The sequence below is a fragment of the Pseudoxanthomonas daejeonensis genome (assembly GCF_022637495.1).
Lineage (GTDB): Bacteria > Pseudomonadota > Gammaproteobacteria > Xanthomonadales > Xanthomonadaceae > Pseudoxanthomonas > Pseudoxanthomonas daejeonensis.
Genome location: NZ_CP093331.1, coordinates 2152787 through 2170254 on the forward strand (window position 1 = coordinate 2152787; position 17468 = coordinate 2170254).

The following is a 17468-nucleotide window of genomic DNA, read 5'->3' on the forward strand; positions in this document are numbered from 1 at the left end:
GCTCAGAGCACCATCTGGCCGTCGATGCCGATGACCTGTCCGGTCACGTAGGCCGAGCCCGGACCAAGCAGGAAGGCTGCCAGGCGCGCTACTTCGTCCGGAGTGCCGGCTCGGCCCATGCCAATCGATGCGACGCGGGCGGCGTGCGCGGCCTCGGGCATGTCCCGCGTCATGTCGGTGTCTATGAACCCCGGTGCGATCGCATTGACGCGGATGCCACGAGGCGCGAGTTCCTTGGCTGCCGAGAGCGTGGCTCCGACCATGGCCGCCTTGCTCGCCGAGTACAGGGACAGGCCCGCCGCGCCCCGACTGCCCATGATCGACACCAGATTCACGATGCTGCCTGCGCCACGCCGCGTCATGAGCCGGGCGGCGTACTGCATGGCCATGAGCGGCGCCTTGACGTTGATCGCCAGCACTCGATCGATCTCCTCGGGGCGGATCATGCCGAGCAGACCCTCATGGAGGATGCCGGCGTTGTTCACCAGCCCGTCCAGGCGCCCGTGCAGCGCGAACACCTGCTGGAAGAACGGCGCAATTCCATCGCTGCTGGACAGGTCCAGAGCGATGCAATGCACGTGGGGGGCGCCGGCCTGCAGGCATTGCCCGGCGACATCGTCCAGGGTGGCCGCGTCGCGTGCGGTGAGCACCAGGTGCCATCCGCGCGCGGCACCGTCCAGCGCGATCGCCCGGCCGATGCCGCGCGAGGCGCCGGTTACGATGACGACGGTGCCGTCGGTGGCCATGTCAGGCCGATGCGCCATGCTTGGCCAGGATCTCCCTCGCCTTGCCGACCGAATTCATGTCGATGACGTCGTCCATGTCAATCATCACCCCGAAGGCATCCTCCAGCCCGGCGACGACGGACATGTGCGCGATCGAATCCCATTCGGGGATGGAGGCGTACCTCAGGTCGTCGGTTACCCGATCCGGCGAGATGGCCAACACGCGGGCAAAGACTTCGATGACGCGGTCGTTGGAGGATGTGTCGTTCATATGAATTTCCTGAAGCCGAAGAGGGTCGATTCGTAGCGGAAGCCGAGCTTCGCGTACAGGTTGACGATGCCGGTATTGGCAGCCGAAACGAGGGTGGAACACGAGCTCACGCCGCGGTCGCGCAGCGACTCCAGCGCCACGGTCCACAGGGGCAGCGCCAGCACCGCATAGCGGGCGGCGGCGCCGGTGAGGATGAGGTCGGCGTGGCGTCCGTCCGGTGCGATGCGCTCGGCGTGGAATCCGATCACCCTGCCTCCCGATTCTGCCGTCCTCATCAATCCCTGGCGTATCAGGTCGCCCACCCAGTTCGCCGTGCGGACGGTCGCGATGTTGCGCTCGATCGCGGGGTCCTCGAGGAAGCGTCCATGATGGAAGTCGTCGCGGGCGATGCGCTTGAGTTCGTCAGTATCGCCATCGACCACCTCGCGCAGCTGCGGACGCATGCGTGCGGGCACCGTTGGCAAGCCGTCGAAGCCGTTGCGTGCCAAGGTCAGCGAGCACTCCACGATCGCGTGGCCCGTGGCGAGCACCCCAGCCTTTGCCGGTCCGCAGGCCGCGTCGAATCGTCCGAAGAGGTAGCGCACGCCGTGTCCGGCGGCCCACCGCTCGGCTTCCTCAAGCAGTGCGACTGCGGTCTCTTGCGTTGGCGCTTCCAAGCGGACGATCTCCGCGGTGCGCATGTCGAGCGCACGCTCGTCCCAAGGCGTCAGCCGCACCTCGGCGCTGCCGCCGGACGCTTCGAGGATCGCAGTGCCGCCACTCACGGGCGGGTGTCCTCGGCAACGATGTAGTACGGGCGCCCTTGCACATTGCGGAACACTTGCCCGACGTACAGCCCCACCACGCCCATGCTGAAAAGCAGCATCCCGCCCACCAGCCAGACGGATGCGATCATGGAGGTGTAGCCCGCCACCGCGATGTCGCCCTCGAACCACCGCGCGATCGCGAGCGCGACCATGACGAAGGCCAGCAGCGAGCAGCCGATACCGAGCATGGCCACCAGCTTGAGCGGCTTTTCCGAGTAACTCAGGGTGATGCCGGTCGCCAGGCGCAGCAGCTTGCGCAAAGTGTAGGAGCTGCGGCCTTCCGCGCGCTCGGAGTGTTCCACCTGCAGGTAGCCGTGGCGGAACCCGGCCCATTTGACCATCAGCGGGAAAGACCGGTCACGTTCGGGCATCCTGCATACGGCGTCGACGACGCGACGGTGGAATACCCCGAAGTTGGCGGTGCTCGAGTCCTGGGTATTGCCTGTCAGCCAGCTCAGGAGCCGGAAGAAGCCCCACGAGGACAGGCGCTTGGACCAGCTGTCCTTGCGATTGCGTCGCTGCGCGAACACCACGTCGTAGTCTTCACCACGCGCCTTGCGGTACAGGTCGGGAATGGCCGCGGGAGGATCCTGAAGGTCGCAGTCCATCACCACGACCCATTCGCCGCGCGCATGTTCGATGCCAGCGGAAATGGCCGAATGCTGGCCGAAGTTGCGTGCCAGACGCAGGCCGCGCAACCATGGGCGGGTTGCCGCCAGCTCCTGGATCCGCTGCCATGCCTGGTCAGGACTGGCGTCGTCGACCAGGATCAGTTCGAACGCCTCGCCCAGCCCGCCGACGTGGGTGGCGATGCTGTCGACCAGTTCTTCGAGGCAGCCCCCGCATCCGTAGACCGGGGAGACCACCGAGATCCGGATGGTGTGGTGATCGGGAGGGCTCTGGTTATGCATGCGTTCTATGCGTTCCAACGGGTGCGGGCCGGCTTAGCCAAGCGCCTTTTCAAGTTCCGGCAACAACTGGAACAGATCCCCAACCAGTCCGATGTCGGCTACCTCGAAGATCGCCGCTTCCGGGTCCTTGTTGATCGCCACGATCGTGCCGGCGTCCTTGATGCCGGTCAGGTGCTGGATGGCGCCGGAGATGCCGATCGCCACGTACAGCTCCGGGGCGATGATCTTGCCGGTCTGGCCGACCTGCATCTCGTTGGGGCAGTAGCCGGCATCGACGGCAGCGCGCGAAGCGCCGACCGCCGCGCCGAGCTTGTCGGCCAGGCTGTAGACGATGCGGAAGTTCTCTTCCGAACCGACGCCGCGGCCGCCGGAGACCACGCGGCGCGCGCTCTGGAGGTCCGGACGGTCCGAGCTGCCGGCCGCCAGGCCGATCCAGCGCGTATGCGAGGGCAGGGCGGCATCGGCTGTGGCCGATTCGACTACCGCATTGCCACCGCTGGCCGCTTCCGGCCAGGACGCGGTGCGAACCGTGGCGACCACGGTCTGCCCGGCCGGTGCTTCGACGGTGATGATCGCGTTTCCGGCGTAGATCGGCCGCTTGAAGGTGTGGCTGCCCTCGACCGCCATCAGGTCCGAGACCTGGTTGACGCCCAGCAGCGCGGCGACCACCGGCATCAGATCCTTGCCGAAGGTCGTGGACGGGCCGAAGACGTGGCTGTAGCCGGCCGCCAACTGTGCGACCTGCGGACCCAGGATCTGGGCCAGGGCATGCGCGTTGGCCGGATTGGCCACCGCCAGCACGCGCGCCACGCCGGCGATCTGCGCGGCCTGCGCGGCCACGGCCGACGGGTCGGCCGCCAGCACGACGATGTCGATGGTTTCCGGCGACAGCGCCTGGGCGGCGCTCACGGTGCGAGCGGTGGAGGCGTTGAGCTTGCCGTCCAGGTGTTCGGCAACGATCAGGACCTTGTTGGCCATCACAGCAACCCCTTCTGCTTCAGTGCGGCGACCAGTTCGGCCGCGTCCTTCACCATGACGCCCTTGCTGCGCTTGGCCGGCGGCGCATAGGCGGCGATCTTCAGCTCGGCGCCGGCCTCCACGCCCAGGTCGGCCAGCTGCAGGGTTTCCAGCGGCTTGCTCTTGGCCTTCATGATGTCGGGCAGCTTGATGAAGCGCGGCTCGTTCAGGCGCAGGTCGGTGGTGACTACGGCGGGCAGGTCGACCTCCAGGGTCTCCAGGCCGGCGTCGACCTCGCGGGTGACGGTGGCCTTGCCGCTCGTGACCTCGACCTTCGAGGCGAAGGTGGCCTGCGGGCGGCCCCACAGGGTGGCCAGCATCTGCCCGGTCTGGTTGGCGTCGTCGTCGATGGCCTGCTTGCCCAGGATCACCAGGTCCGGCTGCTCCTTCTCGACCAGCTTGAGCAGGGTCCGGGCGGCGGCCAGGGGCTGCACCGGCTGGTCGGTGACCACGTGGATGGCGCGGTTGGCGCCCATGGCCAGGCCGTTGCGCAGGTGCGCCTGGGCGTCGGCGGGGGCGATCGTGGCGACCACCACCTCGGTGGCGATGCCCTTGTCGCGCAGGCGCAGGGCCTCTTCCAGGGCGATCTCGTCGAACGGGTTGGGCGAGAGCTTGACGCCCTCGGTAACCACGCCGGAGCCGTCCGGCTTGACCTGGATGCGGACGTTGTAGTCCACGACGCGCTTGTAGGCGACCAGGATCTTCATGGTGCGGGGATTCCTTCGGAATAGCTGGGGCAGCCCGGCTGCGGCAGCAGGCCCGGGGCGGACCGCCGATTCTACCGGTTGGACCCCCCCCATGCGATCAGGTACGGGCCATGCCGTGACGGAATGCCGCTCCGGTACCGGTGCCCCGAACCGGATGGTCCCCGGCGTTATGCTATGCGGCCTTGAGCTCTATCCCGCCCATGGGCGGACAGGAAGGTGTGGTTTGGCAACCTGGTTGGTAACCGGTGGCGCAGGTTTCATCGGAGGCAACTTCGTGCTGGAGGCCGTTGCGCTCGGCATTCGCGTGGTCAACCTTGACGCCCTGACCTACGCGGGCAACCTGGACACCTTGTCCTCGTTGGAGGGCAGCGCGGGCCACATCTTCGTGCACGGCGATATCGGCGACCGGGAGCTTGTGGCTGGCCTGCTGGCGGAGTACCGCCCGGAAGCGGTCGTGAACTTCGCTGCGGAAAGCCACGTCGACCGTTCGATCGACGGGCCGGCCGCATTCATCCAGACCAATGTCGTCGGCACGCTGGGCCTGCTGGAGGCCGTGCGCGACTACTGGAAGGCGCTGGTAGGCCCTGCGAAGGACGCCTTCCGCTTCCTGCACGTGTCCACCGACGAGGTCTACGGCACCCTGGGCGAGACCGGGAAATTTACCGAGACCACCCCCTTCGCGCCCAACTCCCCGTACTCCGCGTCGAAGGCCGCGTCTGACCACCTGGTCCGCGCCTTCCACCACACCTACGGCCTGCCGGTGCTGACCACCAACTGTTCCAACAACTACGGCCCTTACCACTTCCCCGAGAAGCTCATTCCGCTGGTGATCGCCAAGGCCCTGGCCGGAGAGCCGCTGCCGGTCTATGGCGACGGCAAGCAGGTGCGCGACTGGCTGTTCGTGGCCGACCACTGCGAGGCGATCCGCGCCGTACTGGCCAAGGGACGGGTCGGCGAGACCTACAACGTGGGCGGCAATTCGGAAAAGCAGAACATCGAGGTCGTGCAGGCCATCTGCGCACTGCTCGATGAGCGGCGTCCGCGCGAGGACGGCAAGCCCCGCAGCAGCCAGGTCACCTACGTCGCCGATCGGCCGGGCCATGACCGCCGCTATGCCATCGATGCCTCGAAGCTGAAGGACGAACTGGGCTGGGAGCCCAAGTACACGTTCGAGCAGGGCATCGCCACCACCATCGACTGGTATCTCGAAAACCAGGACTGGGTGCAACGGGTGCTCGATGGCAGCTACCGCCTGGAGCGCATCGGGGTGACGGCATGAGCGCGCGCAAGGGCATCATCCTGGCGGGCGGGTCCGGCACGCGGCTGTACCCGATCACCCGGGCGATCAGCAAGCAGCTATTGCCGGTCTACGACAAGCCGATGATCTATTACCCGCTCAGCGTACTCATGCTGGCGGGAATCCGCGAAGTACTCATCATCAACACCCCGCACGAGCAGGCCCTTTTCCAGGCACTGCTTGGCGATGGTTCGCAGTGGGGCATGCGCATCGAATACGCCGTGCAGCCCAGTCCCGACGGACTGGCGCAGGCCTACCTGATCGGACGCGACTTCGTTGCCGGCCAGCCGAGCTGCCTGGTGCTGGGCGACAACATTTTCCACGGCCATGGCCTCACTGCATTACTCAGGCGCGCCGGCGAACGCCAGCAGGGCGCGACCGTTTTCGGATATTGGGTGCGCGATCCGGAGCGCTATGGGGTGGCCGAGTTCGATGGCCAAGGACGTGTGGTCGGCATCGAGGAAAAGCCGGCGCAGCCGCGCTCCAACTACGCGGTTACCGGACTTTATTTCTACGATGGGAATGCCAGCGACTACGCGGCTGAGCTAAAGCCATCGCCACGCGGCGAGCTTGAAATAACGGATCTCAACAAGCGTTACCTGGAGCAAGGCGACCTGTATCTCGAGCAGCTGGGTCGTGGCTATGCATGGCTTGATACGGGCACCCACCAGTCGCTGCTGGAGGCTTCGACCTTCATCGAAACGATCGAGGCGCGGCAGGGCCTCCGCGTCTGCTGCCCCGAAGAGATCGCCTTCGGCAACGGCTGGATCGACGTGCTCCAGCTGGAGAAGCTCGCTGCGCCTTTGTCCAAGAATGGTTACGGCGAGTACCTGCTCGACATTGCCCGTCGCGGCGCGGTGGTGCGTTGAAGATCGTCGAAACTGGCCTGCCGGGCTGCGTGGTCGTCGAGCCCGCAGTATTCGGTGACGAGCGGGGCGTATTTTTCGAGACTTGGAATGCCGAGCGCTACGACAGGGCCGGACTGTCCGCCAGGTTCGTGCAGAGCAATGCCTCGACATCCATCAGGGGCGTGGTGCGCGGATTGCACTACCAGTGGCCCCGTCCACAGGGCAAGTTGGTGAGCGTCCTGGAAGGAGAGATTTACGACGCAGTCGTAGACATCCGGCGCGGCTCCCCGACCTTCGGTTCCTGGGAAGCCGTGATCCTCAGCGCAGAGAACCGGCGCCAGCTGTGGATACCGGAAGGTTTCGCCCACGGATTCGCCGTCCTGTCCGAGCGCGCGGTCTTCAGTTACCTGTGCACCGACGTATACGTCAAAGAGGCCGATGCCAGCGTGCGCTGGAACGACGGCGCCATCGGCGTGGATTGGCCGGTCAGCAATCCGCTGCTTTCGGCCAAGGACAGTGCGGCGCCGTTGCTGGCGGACATCCCCGAGGAGCGCCTGCCGGTCTACGTGCCATGAAGCGCATTCTCCTGGTGGGCGCGAACGGTCAGGTTGGCCGTGAACTGCGGCGCAGCCTGCAGCCGCTGGGGAGGGTGGTCGCGGCAACGCGCGACGGGCGGGTGGAAGGTGCAGCCGATGGTGTCGTTGCCGACCTGTCCGATCCCGCCGGGTTGGAGGTGCTGGTGGCCGAGCTCGCGCCGGACGCTGTGGTCAATGCCGCCGCGTACACCGCGGTAGACAAGGCTGAAAGCGATGCCATCGCGGCGTACGTCGCCAATGCCGAGGCCCCCGCTGCGCTTGCCCGGGCCTGCGCGGTTGCCGGCATCCCGCTCGTGCACTTCTCGACCGATTACGTGTTCGACGGCAAAGCCGCACAGCCGTATCGCGTCGATGCGGCGACCGAGCCGCTGGGCGTCTACGGAGCAAGCAAGCTCGCCGGCGAAGTTGCCGTGCGCGCGGCCGGCGGGCAGCACCTCATTTTCCGTACCGCATGGGTGTACGCCACGCATGGGCGCAATTTCCTGAGAACGATGCTGCGCCTGGGCGGCGAACGCGACGAACTGCGTGTCGTCGCCGACCAGGTGGGTACGCCGACGCCGGCCGCATTGATCGCGGACGTGACCGCGGTGGCCTTGGCCAGGGCGATGACCGATAGCGAGGTCAGCGGCACCTGGCATCTGGTAGCCGCCGGTCAGACCACCTGGCATGGCTTCGCCGAGGCGATTTTCGCCGAGGCCGTCGCGAGCGGGTTACTGGCGCGTGCGCCGCGGGTGCTGCCGATCTCGTCGGCAGAATATCCGGCGCCTGCGAGGCGACCCGCCTACTCATGTCTGGATACCGCCAGCCTGGTGCATGACTTCCCTGTCGAGCTTCCCGAATGGCGCTCAGCGTTGCACGGGGTAATCGGGCAGCTCGCCGATGCGGGTGGTTCCCGGAAATGAAAAAGCCCCGGCATTGCCGGGGCTTTCGCCATCAGACGGGCATCGCTTCAAGCCCGGCCGTAGGTGTCCTCGAAGCGGACGATGTCGTCCTCGCCCAGATAGCTTCCCGACTGGACCTCGATCAGCTCCAGCGGCAGTTTGCCCGGGTTCTTAAGGCGGTGGGTGACGCCCAATGGGATGTAGGTGCTCTGGTTTTCGGTCAGCAGGATCACCTCGTCGCCGCGGGTAACCTCGGCGGTGCCAGACACCACGATCCAGTGCTCGGCGCGGTGGTGGTGCATCTGCAGGCTCAGCGTGGCGCCGGGCTTGACCGAAATGCGCTTGACCTGGAAGCGATCACCGTTGTCGATCGAGTCGTAGGCGCCCCACGGGCGATAGACCTTGCGGTGCCAGGTCGCCTCCGAGCGCTTGTCGCGCTTGATCCGGGCCACGACTTCCTTGACCTCCTGCATGCGTTCGCCGCGACCGACCAGCACCGCGTCGGCGGTTTCCACGACGACGACGTCATCGAGCCCGACCAGGGCAATCAGGCGTTCGCCATAGGCATAGGTATTGCGGCAGTCGACCGCGATCACGTCGCCGTGGTGCGCGTTGCCATCGCCGTCCTGCGGCGAGACATCGCGCAGCGCGGTCCACGAGCCTACGTCGCTCCAGTGGGCGTCGAGGGGGATCAGGGCTGCGTCGCTGGTCTTCTCCATGACCGCGTAATCAATGGAATCCGAAGGGACCTTGGCGAATGCCTCCTTGTCCAGGCGCACGAAGTCCGCATCGCGCTTGGCCTTTTCCCAGGCGCTGCGGGATGCGTCGAGGATGGCGGCATTGAACTTCCGCAATTCCTCAAGGTAGCGCGAAGCCTTGAACAGGAACATGCCGCTGTTCCAGAAATACTCGCCGGACTCGACGTAGGCCTGTGCGGTCGCCAGGTCGGGTTTCTCGACGAAGCGCTCGACCGCGCGGACCTCGCTTCCGCCGCCAGCCTTGATGTAACCGTAACCCGTTTCCGGACCGGCCGGCACGATGCCGAACGTCACCAGTTTCCCTGCGGCCGCTGCGGGTACCGCTTCCTTAACGGTGCGCTGGAACGCCTCCTCGTCGCCGATCACGTGGTCGGATGGAAGCACCAGGAGCAGGGCGTCGTCGCCGTTGCGGGTCGCTTCGAAGGCGGCGATCGCGATCGCCGGCGCGGTGTTGCGGCCCATCGGCTCGAGCACGATCGCCTGCGGTTTCGCGCCAACCTGCTGCAGCTGTTCCGCGGCGACGAAGCGATGCTCCTCGTTGGCGATCACCAGCGGCGCCTGGCCTGCGATGGGGGCGACGCGGTGCCAGGTCGCCTGGAGCATCGTCAACTCGCCCGTGAGCGGCAGGAACTGCTTCGGATAGGACTCGCGTGACAGGGGCCAAAGGCGCGTGCCGGAGCCGCCGGACAGGATCACGGGAAGGATGTCGTTCATCGGGTGCGGGTCCTAGTTGATCAGGATGCGAGCAGGCGGGAGATTTCGTCGGTCCGCGCCTGCATGAGGCGTGAATCGCCGCGTGATTCCACGTTCAGGCGCAGCAGCGGCTCGGTGTTGGAACTGCGCAGGTTGAAGCGCCATTCGCCGAAGTCCGCGCTGAGGCCGTCGGTATAGTCGAGCGTCGGAGAAAGCGCGGAAAAATGCGCCAGGATCTGTTCGATCGATGCCTTCGCATCGCGCACCCGGAAATTGATCTCGCCGCTGCACGGGAAGGCCTGCATGCGGTCCTCGACCATGGCCGCCAGGGTCATGCCGGTGCGCGACATCAGGTCGGCGATCAGCAGCCACGGAATCATGCCCGAATCGCAGTACGCGAAATCGCGGAAGTAGTGGTGGGCGCTCATTTCCCCGCCGTAGATCGCGTTCTCCGCGCGCATGCGCTCCTTGATGAACGCGTGACCGGTCTTGCTCATCACCGGCGTACCACCGGCCTGCTCGACCATCTCGACCGTATTCCACAGCAGCCGCGGATCATGGATGACCTTCTCGCCTGCGGTGTTCGCAAGCAGGGCTTTGGCCAGCAGTCCGACCAGGTAATAGCCCTCGATGAAGCGGCCATCGGCGTCGAAGAAGAAGCAACGGTCGAAATCCCCGTCCCATGCGATACCGAAATCGGCCGCGTGCGCACGCACCGCCTCGGCGGTCGCGGCGCGGTTCTCCGGCAGCAGCGGATTGGGAATGCCGTCGGGGAAATGGCCATCCGGCTCGTGCTGGATACGGATGAACTCGAAGGGCAGGTGGGGCGCGAGCTGGTCGATGATCAGGCCCGCTCCGCCGTTGCCCGGATTGGTGACGATCCGCAGCGGCTTGAGTCCGCCACGATCGACGTAGCCCAGCAGGTGTTCGATGTAGGCGGACTTGTCGTGGTGTTCGCTCAGGCCGCCGCGCAGGTCGCCGATGACGCCGTCGTGGGCCGCAGCGAAATCGCGGATGGCGAACAGCCCGGAGTCACCGCTGATCGGCCTGGCCTGTTCCCGGACCAGCTTCATGCCGTTGTAATCCATCGGATTGTGGCTGGCCGTGACCATCACGCCACCGGCTGCCCCCAGGTGCGCGGTCTGGAAGTACACCTCTTCGGTCCCGCACAGTCCGATGTCGATGATCTCCCGCCCTCGGCTGCGCAGGCCATCGGACAGGGCAGCCTGCAGGCCGGGGCTGCTCAGGCGCACATCGTGCCCGAGTACCACGGGCCCCGGATCGAGCTGCCCGGCCAAGGCGACGCCAATGCGCCGGGCCAGGTTTTCGTCGAGCTGGTCGGGCACCCGGCCGCGGATGTCATAGGCCTTGAAGGCGGGGAGCGTCATCAGGTGGTTTCGCCGGGACAGGACCGGCAATTCTACCGGCCGCCCCGATGGGGCGCGACCCTGCCACGTGTGCGGGCCATCCCGGAAGGGCCACTGCCCGAAAGTACGTGTCGCGCCGCAACACGCGCGGCTAGAATCCCAGGTCTAGGCTTCCAGACGAGGGCAGGCATGGCCGCTTCCAAACTCTACCCGGACGCCAGGTCCGCGCTCGCCGACCTGGTCGCCGATGGCCAGACCCTGGCGGTCGGCGGATTCGGTCTGTGTGGCATTCCGGAGGCCCTGATCGCCGCGTTGCGCGATTCAGGCGCCAAGGGGCTCACCGCGATCTCCAACAACGCCGGCGTGGACGGCTTCGGCTTGGGCCAGCTGCTGGCGACCCGGCAGATCCGCAAGATGATTTCGTCCTACGTGGGCGAGAACAAGGAATTCGAACGTCAGTACCTGGCTGGCGAACTCGAGCTCGAGTTCAACCCGCAGGGCACGCTGGCCGAGCGCCTGCGCGCCGGCGGAGCGGGCATCCCGGCATTCTTCACCGCCACCGGCTACGGCACGGTGGTGGCCGAGGGCAAGGAGACCCGCGAATTCGGCGGCAAGCAATACGTGATGGAAACCGCCCTGGTTGCCGACGTGTCGCTGGTGAAGGCGTGGAAAGCGGACAAGGCCGGCAACCTGGTGTTCCGCAAGACCGCACGCAACTTCAATCCGGCCGCGGCGATGGCGGGCAAGGTCTGCGTGGCCGAGGTCGAGGAGCTGGTCGAGATCGGTGCGATCGATCCGGACCACGTGCATCTCCCGGGCATCTATGTGGATCGCATCGTGCTCAACCCGCATCCCGAAAAACGCATCGAGAACCGCACGGTTCGCGCGGCAGGAGACAACTGATGGCCTGGACCCGAGACGAGATGGCCCAGCGCGCCGCGCGCGAACTGAGCGATGGCGCCTACGTGAACCTGGGCATCGGCTTGCCGACCCTGGTGGCCAACCATATCCCGGACGGCATGGACGTCTGGCTGCAGTCGGAGAATGGCCTGCTCGGGATCGGCCCGTTCCCGACCGAAGAAGAGGTCGACGCCGACCTGATCAATGCCGGCAAGCAGACCGTCACCGCGCGTGCGGGCGCCAGCTATTTCGGCAGCCATGATTCCTTCGCGATGATCCGCGGCGGGCACATCGACCTGGCGATCCTCGGCGCGATGCAGGTCACCGCAACCGGTGACCTGGCCAACTGGATGGTGCCCGGCAAGATGGTCAAGGGCATGGGCGGGGCAATGGACCTGGTCGCCGGCGTCAAGCGCGTGGTCGTGCTGATGGAGCACACCGCCAAGAACGGCGAGCACAAGATCCTGCCCGAATGCACCTTGCCGCTGACCGGCGTGGGCGTGGTCGACCGCATCATCACCGAGCTGGCGGTGTTCGACGTGACCGACGCGGGACTGAAGCTGGTCGAAGCTGCGCCGGGGGTGAGCGAAGACGATTTGCGCAGCCGCACCGGAGTCGGATTCCAGGGTTGAGGCCTTCTTCGATGCGGCAACGCCTCCGTAACGCTTGGGATAGCCTGCGTGCGCAGGGCGCGATGCCGACACTGGACCGGTCTTGGGATTTCGTCCGTCGCCGGTGGTCGCCGCGACCAGCGCTGAGCCTGGACGTGTCCACCGTTACGCTGGCGTTCCCGTCTGCCGGGACGGAGACGCTTGCGGCGAGCATCATCATCCCCGTCTACAACAACCTCGCCTGTACGCTGGATTGCCTGCGTTCCATCGTCGCCAGTGGCGATGAGGCGTCTTGCGAGGTCATCGTTGTCGACGACGCGTCCACCGACGCAACCCGCGAGACGCTGGAGGGTGTGCCCGGCCTGCGCTACGAGCGCAATGACGTCAACTCGGGTTTCATCCGGACTTGCAACACCGGCGCGGCGCTGGCGCGCGGGCGGTTTCTGGTCCTGCTGAACAATGACACTGTCGTGCAGCCTGGCTGGCTCGATTCGCTGCTGAAGACCTTCCACGATTACCCGGATACTGGCCTGGCCGGCTCACGCCTGCTCTATCCTGACGGCCTCTTGCAGGAGGCCGGTTGCGTGATTTTCGCCGACGGCCGTGCCGGGAATTATGGGCGCCTGGATGCCGCCCTGGACCCGCGCTACAGCTGCGTCCGCGAAACCGACTACTGCTCGGGGGCGTCGGTGGCGATTCCCGCCGAGCTGTTCTCGCGGCTTGGCGGCTTCGACGAACGGTATCTCCCGGCCTACTACGAAGACGCCGACCTGGCCATGCGTGTGCGGCAGGCCGGTTTCCGCGTGCGCTACCAGCCGCACTCGTGGGTCGTGCACCTGGAGGGGGTGTCGTCCGGTGTCTCGGAAGAGGGGGGCGTCAAGGCTTACCAGCGCAGCAACCGCTTCAAGTTCGCCGAGCACTGGGCACAGGCGCTGCGGGAATTCCCTCCGTGGGGCGTCTCGCGCGACTTGGCGGTGAAGCGGGGCGGGCGATTGCTGATGGTCGCTGCAATGGGCGACCAGCGGACGTTGCAACGCCTCGATGAAATCCGCGCCGAGGTCGCGGCCGGGTGGTCGGTTAGCCTGTTCGTGGAGCATGGGGAGTTCGACGCGCCGACGGCGCGCCGTCTGCAGGCCGAAGGCATCGAGCTGTGGCAGGGCTTCTGGAGCGCGTTCCCGCGCGGCTGGATGCGCCGGCATTCAGGTCGCTTCGACGGCGTAGTGCTGCTGGACGCAGCGCTGTCCGGGCGTTACGGCCGCTGGGTCTCGCGCTACGGCGCCGGAATTCCGGTATCGATTGCCGACGCTGGTTGAGCGACAGTATCAGTGGCTCGTCGACCGCGGTGGCAGGGGCGGTAGGGCCGATTGAAGTGCCCTTCGCGCGCATTGGCGGGAAAAGTGGCGTTGGATGTTGTCCTGCCCATTGGCAGATAGCCGTGCCCACAGCAGCGGCTCACGTGCGAGGCGTGCGACGCACGCGGCAAACTGCTCAGCCGTATCGGCCAGCAGCACATCGTGGCCATCCTCAAGGTGCATCCCCTCGGCCGCCATGTGCGTGGCAACGACGGGCAAGCCATGGCTCATCGCACTATTGACCTTGCCCTTCACTCCCGCACCGGAGCGCAGTGGCGCCGCCGCGAGCAGGCATTGGTCCATCCAGGGAGCCAGGTCGGCGACCTGGCCGTGGATGTGGACGTGCTCGCGCTGCAGCGCGTCACGCTCATGGTCGGGGATGGCTCCGACCAGGTGCAGTGGCATGCCAGGTGAGTGGCGATGGATCAGGGGCAGGATCTCCTCCACCAGCCAATACGCCGCGTCGCGGTTCGGGGGGTGGGCAAACCCACCGACGAACAGCACGCCGTGCCTGCCGTCGAAGGGCATGCTGGTTCCGGCGACTGAATGGATGTTGGAAAGGAGCTCGATGCGTGCGTCCGGCAGTTCCGCCTGAAGCAGCTCCTGTTCCACTGGGCTGACTACAAAGGTGACGTCGCTGCGGGCTGCGAGGTCGCGTTCGACCCGCCAGGACCGCCGCGCCCTGCGCAACAATGCGCGATCGCCGCTCAGTCGCGCGGTCCGCTCTTCCCGTAACGAGTGCAGGTCTACAGTGTCGAACAGGACCCGCGCGCCGGGCGCGGCAGCGCGTACCAGGTCGATGTGCGCAGAGGCGACCTCATGCCGGCAAAACATGGCGGCGGCCAGCGAATCACCGTGAGCCTCCAGCCAGTCGGGAAGGGACGGTGTCCCGGCCACGCCGATGACCGCGATACCGGCCTCCACCATCGCGTTTTTCTCGCTCTCGGTGGCACGACCACTGTCGGGTGCGAAGGCCACCGACCAGCCCAGCTCGTGGATGAGCGTTAGTATTTCGTGCATGCGCACCGAACCGGAATCGCGTGTCGGGTCGGGCATGAGTGCGTCGAGAACCAGTATCCAGGAACTGTTCCCTGCCAGCGGTACGGGGCTGGGCTGGAGGCTTGCCTGTCCGGTGCCCGTTCCCGCGCGGTCGATCAGAAATCGCCAGGCCCGCAGCAACGTGGCGCGGACACCACGATGCGTGAGGCTATGCCACAGACCCCGCATGCGCCTTAGCGTCATGCGCCATCGCCAGGCCCGCAGGGCCGACCTCCACGTCGGTCGCGAATGGCTCACAGGTTCTGGTAGTTCGGCCCCGAACCACCCTCCGGCGTCACCCAGGTGATGATCTCGTAGGGGTCCTTGATGTCGCAGGTCTTGCAGTGCACGCAATTGGCGGCGTTGATCTGCAGGCGACGGCCAGCGTCGTCCTCGACCATCTCGTACACGCCGGCCGGGCAGAAGCGGGTGCAGGGGTTGGCGTACTCGGCCGTGCAGCGGTCCACGCAGATCGAGGTGTCGGCGACCTTCAGGTGCACCGGCTGGTCTTCATCGTGTTCGGTGGCGGCGTAATACACGCCCTGCAGGCGGTCGCGCGGGGCGAGGCTGCGGTCGATGTAATCGCGCTTGGGCTGCTCGTGTTCGCCGATCCTGTCCAGCGTCGACCAGTCGGCCTTGCTCGCAAGCGTCCACGGCGAAGCGCCGCCGACTGCCGTTTCCCAGGCGGCATTGGCCAGGCCGAACCACAGGCCCTTCTTGAAGCCGGGCTTGATGTTTCGCACCTGCTTCAGCTCGTCCATCGCCGGCGATGCGCGCAGCGCCGCGTCGAAGCCGGCTGGCTGCAGGGCGCTGGCGACCAGGTGCTCGGCGGCGAGCATGCCGCTGCGGATCGCCTGGTGGGTGCCCTTGATCTTGGGCACGTTGAGCAGGCCTGCGCCGTCGCCGATGAGGAGCGCGCCGGGCATCTCGACCTTCGGCAACGACTGCCAGCCCCCGGTCACGATCGCGCGCGCGCCTGCGGAAAGGATGCTGCCGCCGTCCAGCAGCGGCTTCATCGTCGGGTGGTTCTTCCACTGCTGGAAGGCCTCCCAGGGCTTGTACTGCGGATCGCGGTAATCCAGTCCGCTGACGTAGCCCAGCGCGATCTGGTTGTTCTCCAGGTGGTAGACGAAGCTGCCGCCGTAGGTGTGGTTGTCGGCCGGCCAGCCCAGGGTGTGCACGATCTTGCCGGGTGTGACCCGGCCTTCCGGCACCTGCCACAGTTCCTTGATGCCGATCGAATAGTTCTGCGGATCGCTGTCGTTATCCAGCCCGAAACGCTTCACCAGGCGCTTGGTCAGGTGCCCGCGCGCGCCTTCGGCCAGCACGGTGACCTTGGCCTTGATATCGATGCCGGCGGTGTAGCCGGGCTTGTGCGAACCATCCCGGGCAATGCCCATGTCGCCGATGCGCACGCCCAGCACGGTGCCGTCGTCGGCGTGCAGGGTCTCGGCCGCGGCGAAGCCGGCGTAGATCTCCACGCCCAGCGATTCGGCCTGCGGCGCCAGCCAGGCGCACATCGCGCCGAGGCTGACGATGAAGTTGCCATGGTTGCGCATCCCCGGTGGCACGATCGGCGACTTGCGTCCGCCGTCCCTGGTCAGGAACCAGAACTCGTCCTCGCCGGCCGCCACGCAGACCGGCGGCGGGTTGTAGCGCCAGCCGGGCAGCAAAGCGTCCAGCGGGCCGGGCTCGATCACCGCGCCGGACAGGATGTGCGCGCCGACGGTGCTGGCCTTCTCGATCACGCAGACCGAGATGCCCGGGTCCAGCTGCTTCAGGCGGATGGCGAAGGCCAGGCCGGCCGGGCCCGCACCCACGGTGACGACGTCGTACTCCATCACGTCGCGCTCGACGGCGTCGGCGGCAATCGTGCTGGCTTCGTGCTCCGTCATTCCCTGCTCCGCTGGCTGTTCTGGCTTGCTGGACATTTTCGGCGTTCGGCGCGGGCGGGGCAAATGCGCCCCGCCGCCGGCGCTGCTAGCGTGGGGCCATGGAATGGATCGATTTCGAGCTTCCGGATGCGCAGGTAAGGCTGGCGAGGGGCTGGCTGGCCCCGGATGCCGCCGCTGCGCTCATGTCCTGCCTGTTGCGCGACGTGCCCTGGGAGGTCCACCGGATCCGGATGTTCGGCCGTGAAGTGGCCTCGCCGCGGCTGAGCTGCTGGATAGGCGATGCCGACGCCGCCTATCGCTATTCGGGCAGCCGCTTCGAGCCGCGGCCATGGTCGCCAGCCCTGGCCGCGCTGCGCCACCGCCTGGAGGGCGACCTGGGCCACCGATTCAACAGCGTCCTCGCCAATCGCTACCGCAGTGGCCTCGACGCGATGGGCTGGCACAGCGACGACGAGCGCGAACTGGGAGCCGCGCCGTTGATCGCATCGATCAGCCTCGGTGCGACCCGCCGTTTCCTGATGCGCCACCGCGGTGATCCGGCGTCGCGGCTGGCGCTGGACCTGGAGCCGGGCAGCCTGCTGCTGATGGGTGGCGAAACGCAGCGTCACTGGAAGCACGCGCTGCCCCGCACCGCACTCCCGGTGGGCGAACGGATCAACCTCACGTTCCGCCAGGTCCTGCCATTGCAGGAGCAGGCGCGGCCGCGACCCCGAGGCCGTTGAAGCGACGGGCCGCCTGGGCGGACGGCGTCGGCTGTTTGGCCTGGAGTCCGCTCCTGCAGCAAGCGCGGTGGCG

Annotated in this window: 18 protein-coding genes; 8 read left to right on the forward strand and 10 right to left on the reverse strand. The window is 66.8% G+C overall.

The annotated features are described in order from the left end of the window. Positions 1 to 2: 2 nt before the first annotated feature. From MNQ95_RS09740 to MNQ95_RS09765, 6 genes are all read right to left on the reverse strand, one after another. Entirely contained in the window at positions 3 to 746 is a 744-nt protein-coding gene (locus tag MNQ95_RS09740; RefSeq protein WP_241952745.1) for an SDR family NAD(P)-dependent oxidoreductase, read from the reverse strand. Position 747: 1 nt separating this feature from the next. Then, the gene (locus tag MNQ95_RS09745) at positions 748 to 996 is read right to left on the reverse strand and encodes an acyl carrier protein (RefSeq protein WP_241952746.1); all 249 of its coding nucleotides are present in this window, start codon (positions 994 to 996) and stop codon (positions 748 to 750) included. After that, positions 993 to 1676, reverse strand: a complete 684-nt coding sequence (locus MNQ95_RS09750; protein ID WP_241952747.1) for a hypothetical protein — start codon at positions 1674 to 1676, stop codon at positions 993 to 995. Before MNQ95_RS09750 ends, MNQ95_RS09745 begins: the two co-directional genes overlap by 4 nt. Before the next feature lie 80 nt (positions 1677 to 1756). Further along, positions 1757 to 2713: a glycosyltransferase family 2 protein gene (locus MNQ95_RS09755; RefSeq protein WP_241952748.1), complete on the reverse strand. Its 957-nt coding sequence runs from the start codon at positions 2711 to 2713 to the stop codon at positions 1757 to 1759. Between the two features lie 33 nt (positions 2714 to 2746). Then, positions 2747 to 3691 (reverse strand): electron transfer flavoprotein subunit alpha/FixB family protein, encoded by a 945-nt coding sequence (locus tag MNQ95_RS09760; protein WP_241952749.1) that lies wholly within the window; start codon positions 3689 to 3691, stop codon positions 2747 to 2749. Next, a complete protein-coding gene (locus MNQ95_RS09765; RefSeq protein ID WP_241952750.1) occupies positions 3691 to 4437 on the reverse strand; it encodes an electron transfer flavoprotein subunit beta/FixA family protein in 747 nt (248 codons plus the stop codon). Before MNQ95_RS09765 ends, MNQ95_RS09760 begins: the two co-directional genes overlap by 1 nt. 223 nt (positions 4438 to 4660) lie before the next feature. Between MNQ95_RS09765 and rfbB the strand changes: the two genes are divergently transcribed. Genes rfbB through rfbD form a run of 4 tightly spaced genes read left to right on the forward strand, consistent with a single transcriptional unit; the run spans position 4661 to position 8080 of the window. Next, positions 4661 to 5716 (forward strand): dTDP-glucose 4,6-dehydratase, encoded by a 1056-nt coding sequence (rfbB, locus tag MNQ95_RS09770; protein ID WP_241952751.1) that lies wholly within the window; start codon positions 4661 to 4663, stop codon positions 5714 to 5716. Continuing rightward, entirely contained in the window at positions 5713 to 6603 is an 891-nt protein-coding gene (gene rfbA, locus MNQ95_RS09775) for a glucose-1-phosphate thymidylyltransferase RfbA (protein WP_241952752.1), read from the forward strand. The genes rfbB and rfbA overlap by 4 nt, the downstream gene beginning before the upstream one ends. Continuing rightward, complete coding sequence (gene rfbC, locus MNQ95_RS09780) at positions 6600 to 7157, forward strand: dTDP-4-dehydrorhamnose 3,5-epimerase (RefSeq protein WP_241952753.1); 558 nt, start codon at positions 6600 to 6602, stop codon at positions 7155 to 7157. Before rfbA ends, rfbC begins: the two co-directional genes overlap by 4 nt. Then, the gene (rfbD, locus tag MNQ95_RS09785) at positions 7154 to 8080 is read left to right on the forward strand and encodes a dTDP-4-dehydrorhamnose reductase (RefSeq protein WP_241952754.1); all 927 of its coding nucleotides are present in this window, start codon (positions 7154 to 7156) and stop codon (positions 8078 to 8080) included. The genes rfbC and rfbD overlap by 4 nt, the downstream gene beginning before the upstream one ends. 47 nt (positions 8081 to 8127) lie before the next feature. Here the strand turns inward: rfbD and MNQ95_RS09790 are convergent, their stop codons facing one another. Beyond that, the gene (locus MNQ95_RS09790) at positions 8128 to 9531 is read right to left on the reverse strand and encodes a mannose-1-phosphate guanylyltransferase/mannose-6-phosphate isomerase (RefSeq protein WP_241952755.1); all 1404 of its coding nucleotides are present in this window, start codon (positions 9529 to 9531) and stop codon (positions 8128 to 8130) included. 20 nt (positions 9532 to 9551) lie between these two features. Then, complete coding sequence (locus tag MNQ95_RS09795) at positions 9552 to 10898, reverse strand: phosphohexomutase domain-containing protein (protein ID WP_241952756.1); 1347 nt, start codon at positions 10896 to 10898, stop codon at positions 9552 to 9554. A gap of 168 nt (positions 10899 to 11066) precedes the next feature. Here MNQ95_RS09795 and MNQ95_RS09800 point away from each other — a divergent pair, with 168 nt between their 5' ends. The 3 genes from MNQ95_RS09800 to MNQ95_RS09810 all read left to right on the forward strand — a co-directional run bounded on the left by MNQ95_RS09800 (position 11067) and on the right by MNQ95_RS09810 (position 13701). Further along, the gene (locus MNQ95_RS09800) at positions 11067 to 11780 is read left to right on the forward strand and encodes a CoA transferase subunit A (protein WP_241952757.1); all 714 of its coding nucleotides are present in this window, start codon (positions 11067 to 11069) and stop codon (positions 11778 to 11780) included. Further along, positions 11780 to 12409, forward strand: a complete 630-nt coding sequence (locus tag MNQ95_RS09805) for a CoA transferase subunit B (protein ID WP_241952758.1) — start codon at positions 11780 to 11782, stop codon at positions 12407 to 12409. Before MNQ95_RS09800 ends, MNQ95_RS09805 begins: the two co-directional genes overlap by 1 nt. A gap of 134 nt (positions 12410 to 12543) precedes the next feature. Then, positions 12544 to 13701 (forward strand): glycosyltransferase family 2 protein, encoded by a 1158-nt coding sequence (locus MNQ95_RS09810; protein WP_241952759.1) that lies wholly within the window; start codon positions 12544 to 12546, stop codon positions 13699 to 13701. A gap of 9 nt (positions 13702 to 13710) precedes the next feature. Here MNQ95_RS09810 and MNQ95_RS09815 read toward each other — a convergent pair whose 3' ends face one another. Continuing rightward, positions 13711 to 14967, reverse strand: a complete 1257-nt coding sequence (locus MNQ95_RS09815) for a glycosyltransferase (protein ID WP_241952760.1) — start codon at positions 14965 to 14967, stop codon at positions 13711 to 13713. Between the two features lie 65 nt (positions 14968 to 15032). Then, entirely contained in the window at positions 15033 to 16673 is a 1641-nt protein-coding gene (locus MNQ95_RS09820; protein WP_241952761.1) for an electron transfer flavoprotein-ubiquinone oxidoreductase, read from the reverse strand. Positions 16674 to 16771: 98 nt separating this feature from the next. On the opposite strand from MNQ95_RS09820, the gene MNQ95_RS09825 reads away from it, so the two are divergent. Beyond that, complete coding sequence (locus tag MNQ95_RS09825; RefSeq protein ID WP_241952762.1) at positions 16772 to 17395, forward strand: alpha-ketoglutarate-dependent dioxygenase AlkB family protein; 624 nt, start codon at positions 16772 to 16774, stop codon at positions 17393 to 17395. Positions 17396 to 17468 lie beyond the last annotated feature (73 nt).